Raw genomic sequence first — 5,855 nt, forward strand, 5'->3', positions numbered from 1 at the left:
TTGAGCTTTTTGGAGAGCTGGCGGGGCTGATGGCATTGGGGACGCCTGAATCGAAGAAGCCCCCGCTGTTGGCGAGGGCTTGGTCGGAAACGGTGGTTGCGGGAGCAGGATTTGAACCTGCGACCTTCAGGTTATGAGCCTGACGAGCTACCTGGCTGCTCCATCCCGCGTCAGGTGTTTTTGTATCGTTGAGAGAGATTTTGGATTTTACTAGGTTTGGCGGTGACCTACTCTCCCAGGGCTTGAGCCCAAGTACCATCGGCGCGACAGTGCTTAACTTCCGGGTTCGGGATGGGACCGGGTGTTTCACTTGTGCTGTAGCCACCAAACCGAGGAAAATCCACTCCGGCGCGCCTTTATGGGGAGCGCCGGTACAATCAACAAGTCCGTGTCATTTAGGGATGTTTGCTTTGATTGGTTTTGTAACACTGTCTGTTACTGGATCAAATCAAGCCTATCGGGCGATTAGTACCGGTCAGCTGAACGCATTGCTGCGCTTACACCTCCGGCCTATCGGCGTGGTGGTCTTCCACGGCCCTCAGGGATACCTTGTTTTGAGGGGGGCTTCCCGCTTAGATGCCTTCAGCGGTTATCCTGTCCGATCATAGCTACCCAGCACTGCTATTGGCATAACAACTGGTCCACCAGTGGATCGTTCACCCCGGTCCTCTCGTACTAGGGGCAACTCCTCTCAAGTATCCTACACCCACGGCAGATAGGGACCGAACTGTCTCACGACGTTCTAAACCCAGCTCACGTACCTCTTTAAACGGCGAACAGCCGTACCCTTGGGACCTGCTCCAGCCCCAGGATGAGATGAGCCGACATCGAGGTGCCAAACACTGCCGTCGATATGGACTCTTGGGCAGTATCAGCCTGTTATCCCCGGCGTACCTTTTATCCGTTGAGCGATGGCCCTTCCACGCGGGACCACCGGATCACTATGGCCGACTTTCGTCTCTGCTCGACTTGTCAGTCTTGCAGTCAGGCTGGCTTCTGCCATTGCACTCAACGAGCGATTTCCGACCGCTCTGAGCCAACCTTCGCGCGCCTCCGTTACTCTTTAGGAGGCGACCGCCCCAGTCAAACTACCCGCCACGCAGGGTCCCGGATCCGGATAACGGACCGCGGTTAGACATCAAGAGTGCGAAGGGTGGTATCTCAAGGGAGGCTCCACCGGGACTTGCGTCCCGGCTTCGATGCCTACCACCTATCCTGCACATCACAATCCTGATGCCAGTGCGAAGCTGTAGTAAAGGTGCACGGGGTCTTTCCGTCTAACCGCGGGAAGCCTGCATCTTGACAGGCAATTCAATTTCGCTGAGTCGATGTTGGAGACAGCGGGGAAGTCGTTACGCCATTCGTGCAGGTCGGAACTTACCCGACAAGGAATTTCGCTACCTTAGGACCGTTATAGTTACGGCCGCCGTTTACCTGGGCTTCAATTCGGAGCTCTCACCCCTCCTTTTAACCTTCAGGCACCGGGCAGGCGTCAGACCCTATACGTCGCCTTACGGCTTCGCAGAGCCCTGTGTTTTTAATAAACAGTCGCCACCCCCTGGTTTGTGCCCCCGGATCCAAGTTGCCTTGAACCCGGGCCTCCTTCTCGCGAACTTACGGAGGTATTTTGCCGAGTTCCTTCAACATCGTTCTCTCAAGCGCCTTGGTATTCTCTACCAGTCCACCTGTGTCGGTTTAGGGTACGGTCTGATGGAGGGCTATTTCCAGGGACCAATCAGCGGCCCGCCCAATCCGATAAGGGCGAACAACCTTCATGATCCGTCACATCCTCCTGGCCTAGGAATATTAACCTAGTTCCCATCGCCTACGCCTTTCGGCCTCGGCTTAGGGGCCGGCTTACCCTGCTCAGATTAGCTTTAAGCAGGAACCCTTGGACTTTCGGCGAGAGTGTCTCTCACACTCTTTGTCGCTACTCATGTCATCATTCTCGCTAGTGATCTCTCCACCGGATGGCTCACGCCCCGGCTTCATCGAAAGCCTCTCTCCTCCAATGTTCCCGAAGGAACTAAGGAGGAATGAGACTATGTCACACTACGCTCTGCTACCATGCACTATGTGCATCCTCGGCTTCGGCTCATGGCTTGAGCCCCGTTACATCTTCGCCGCAAGACATCTTGATTAGACCAGTGAGCTGTTACGCTATCTTTAAAGGATGGCTGCTTCTAAGCCAACCTCCTGGTTGTTTTGGACGTCTCACCTGCTTTCCCACTTAGCCATGAATTGGGGGCCTTAGCCGGAGGTCAGGGTTGTTTCCCTCTCCACGACGGACGTTAGCATCCGCCGTGTGTCTGCCATCTAGTACTCCCGGGTATTCGGAGTTTGGTTAGGATCAGTAAGCCTGTGGGGCCCCATTACCCATCCAGTGCTCTACCCCCCGGGGTATTCGGATGACGCTCTACCTAAATAGATTTCGCAGAGAACCAGCTATCTCCGAGTTTGATTGGCCTTTCACCCCTAGGCACAGCTCATCCCGATCCTTTTCAACGGATGTGGGTTCGGTCCTCCAGTGCGTGTTACCGCACCTTCAACCTGGCCATGCCTAGATCACTCGGTTTCGGGTCTGATCCCACGAACTCATGCGCCCTATTAAGACTCGCTTTCGCTGCGCCTACACCTAGCGGTTTAAGCTTGCTCGTGAGACCAAGTCGATGACCCATTATACAAAAGGTACGCTGTCAGCCCTCAAGGGGCCTCCAACTGATTGTAGGCGTTCGGTTTCAGGTACTGTTTCACTCCCCTCGCCGGGGTGCTTTTCACCTTTCCCTCACGGTACTGGTTCGCTATCGGTCAGTAAGGAGTACTTAGCCTTCGGAGGTGGTCCTCCGATCTTCGAACAGGATTTCACGTGTCCCGCCCTACTTAATACGTCCCTCAAAGCTTCCCATACGGGGCTGTCACCCGCTATGGCTGCGTTTCCCAACGCATTCTGGTCACTCATCAGGCTCGGCTGGTCCGCGTTCGCTCGCCACTACTAACGGAGTCTCTATTGATGTCCTTTCCTCCGGGTACTTAGATGTTTCAGTTCCCCGGGTTTGCTCTTAAAGACCTATGTATTCAGTCCTTAAGTACCTGGTTCAAACCATTATTGATTACCAAAGGTAACAATAACGATCTGTCAGGTGGGTTCCCCCATTCAGAGATCTTGGGATCAAAGCCTATTCCCGGCTCCCCCAAGCTTATCGCAGGGTATCACGTCTTTCATCGCCTCTTACTGCCAAGGCATCCACCAAACGCCCTTCTCGCGCTTGATTTGATCCAGAAAGAGAGAGTGTTACGTCTCGCAGCACCGGAAGCTGGTAAGAAACCGGCGCCTCTATTTCTGAACCAAAAAGCAAACTATCCCGCTCCCGGTCATGTCGGTGACCAGGAACTTGTTGCGCATTCTGTCGAATGCGCGGGTTAGTGTACTTGACTTGGACAACACTGTCTTTTCAACCAGGCATACTCCAGGACGTCTGAGGAAACATGACGTATTCTGAAGCTCGCCTCACTTCCGAAGAAGATCAGCACCTGACTGAGGCCAATCCCTCACGCGGGCGGCCAACAGTATTGTTGATTGTATCTCTCTTAACGATGTCAATTGCGTCTGAAGAACAGACGTTCAAACAGTCTCAAACTGCTTGAAGATGTGTTCTTCCATACGGCCATCCCCAGATCAGTGTCCTTGGGGGGATGGTGGGTCGAGGAGGACTTGAACCTCCGACCTCACGCTTATCAGGCGTGCGCTCTAACCACCTGAGCTACCGACCCGTATTCAATCGGGCCGCTTGCAAAGTGGTGGAGCCTAGGAGGATCGAACTCCTGACCTCCTGAATGCAAATCAGGCGCTCTCCCAGCTGAGCTAAGGCCCCTTGCTTTTTGATCCCTGCCAGGCAGGCATCCGATGTTTTCTGAAGAGATATGAGGACGGTCCGGTCCGTATGGTGATGCGCTTTGTTTGCGCATCTTCTGCTAAGTATTCCACGATCAAGAGCAAGCTCTGTGATGCCAGGAATATCCTTAGAAAGGAGGTGATCCAGCCGCAGGTTCCCCTACGGCTACCTTGTTACGACTTCACCCCAGTCGCTGAGCTCACCGTGGTCCGCTGCCCCCTCGAAAGGTTGGCGCACGGCCTTCGGGTAAACCCAACTCCCATGGTGTGACGGGCGGTGTGTACAAGGCCCGGGAACGTATTCACCGCGTCATGCTGTTACGCGATTACTAGCGATTCCGACTTCATGCCGCCGAGTTGCAGACGACAATCCGAACTGAGACAGTTTTTTGGGATTAACCCATTGTCACTGCCATTGTAGCACGTGTGTAGCCCAACCCGTAAGGGCCATGAGGACTTGACGTCATCCACACCTTCCTCCCGCTTATCACGGGCAGTTTCCTTAGAGTGCCCAGCCGAACTGCTGGCAACTAAGGATGTGGGTTGCGCTCGTTGCCGGACTTAACCGAACATCTCACGACACGAGCTGACGACAGCCATGCAGCACCTGTCACTGAGCCACCGAAGTGGAAACCAGATCTCTCTGGCGGTCCCAGGATGTCAAGGGTTGGTAAGGTTCTGCGCGTTGCTTCGAATTAAACCACATGCTCCACCGCTTGTGCGGGCCCCCGTCAATTCCTTTGAGTTTTAACCTTGCGGCCGTACTCCCCAGGCGGAATGCTTAATCCGTTAGGTGTGACACCGACTAGCATGCTAGCCGACGTCTGGCATTCATCGTTTACGGTGTGGACTACCAGGGTATCTAATCCTGTTTGCTCCCCACACTTTCGCACCTCAGCGTCAGTATCGAGCCAGTGAGCCGCCTTCGCCACTGGTGTTCCTCCGAATATCTACGAATTTCACCTCTACACTCGGAATTCCACTCACCTCTCTCGAACTCAAGACTGGGAGTTTTGGAGGCAGTTCCGGGGTTGAGCCCCGGGATTTCACCCCCAACTTTCCAATCCGCCTACGCGCGCTTTACGCCCAGTAATTCCGAACAACGCTAACCCCCTCCGTATTACCGCGGCTGCTGGCACGGAGTTAGCCGGGGTTTCTTTACCAGATACTGTCATTATCATCTCTGGCGAAAGAGCTTTACGACCCTAGGGCCTTCATCACTCACGCGGCATGGCTGGATCAGGCTTGCGCCCATTGTCCAAGATTCCCCACTGCTGCCTCCCGTAGGAGTCTGGGCCGTGTCTCAGTCCCAGTGTTGCTGATCATCCTCTAAAACCAGCTATAGATCGTAGACTTGGTAGGCCGTTACCCCACCAACTATCTAATCTAACGCGGGCCGATCCTTCTCCGATAAATCTTTCCCCCGAAGGGCGTATAAGGTATTACTCACCGTTTCCAGTGGCTATTCCTTAGAGAAGGGCACGTTCCCACGCGTTACTAACCCGTCCGCCGCTCACCCCGAAGGGCGCGCTCGACTTGCATGTGTTAGGCCTGCCGCCAGCGTTCGTTCTGAGCCAGGATCAAACTCTCAAGTTGAAATGCTGTCACCAGCATATCCTTGACGTTCGAACCTCTGCACATCTTCACAGGGAGGCTAATCCCCATGAAAGTCTCTGTCTGTATGTGCTTCAGTACCAAAGGCACCGAAGAACCGTACAAACAGTGAAGCTGACACTGCATCATCGGACCTAAGCCCTAGCAGCGCGATATGCATCGGCTGATCCATCGAAATGAACCAAACCGCCCGCATATCTCTTCAGTATTCCATCAATGTCAAAGAGCATCATCCGGAGGCCAAAACCAGACCGTTGCGCCAATCCCTCAGCGCGCCCGCCTGCAAAATCTCCAAAATGACCCAGTCTCTCCTGAGCGTCCAACCGTCTCTCCGGTCCGTTTCCCGTCC

3 tRNA genes and 3 rRNA genes are annotated in these 5,855 nt (G+C 54.4%); all 6 read right to left on the reverse strand.

Features of this window, described 5'->3' with window-relative positions:
• Positions 1–93: 93 nt before the first annotated feature.
• Positions 94–170 (reverse strand) — tRNA-Met (locus RA26_RS21540).
• A 44-nt stretch (positions 171–214) separates the two neighbouring features.
• A 5S ribosomal RNA gene (rrf, locus tag RA26_RS21545) occupies positions 215–329 on the reverse strand.
• A gap of 115 nt (positions 330–444) precedes the next feature.
• Positions 445–3,272: ribosomal RNA gene (locus tag RA26_RS21550) — 23S ribosomal RNA — on the reverse strand.
• Between the two features lie 422 nt (positions 3,273–3,694).
• Positions 3,695–3,771, reverse strand: a tRNA-Ile gene (locus RA26_RS21555).
• Positions 3,772–3,796: 25 nt separating this feature from the next.
• Positions 3,797–3,872: transfer RNA gene (locus tag RA26_RS21560), tRNA-Ala, on the reverse strand.
• 152 nt (positions 3,873–4,024) lie between these two features.
• Positions 4,025–5,488, reverse strand: a 16S ribosomal RNA gene (locus RA26_RS21565).
• Together the 16S, 23S and 5S rRNA genes with 3 tRNA genes alongside form the textbook arrangement of a ribosomal RNA operon.
• Positions 5,489–5,855: the final 367 nt, after the last annotated feature.

The organism is Leisingera sp. ANG-M7 (genome assembly GCF_000813965.1).
Taxonomy (GTDB): Bacteria; Pseudomonadota; Alphaproteobacteria; order Rhodobacterales; family Rhodobacteraceae; genus Leisingera.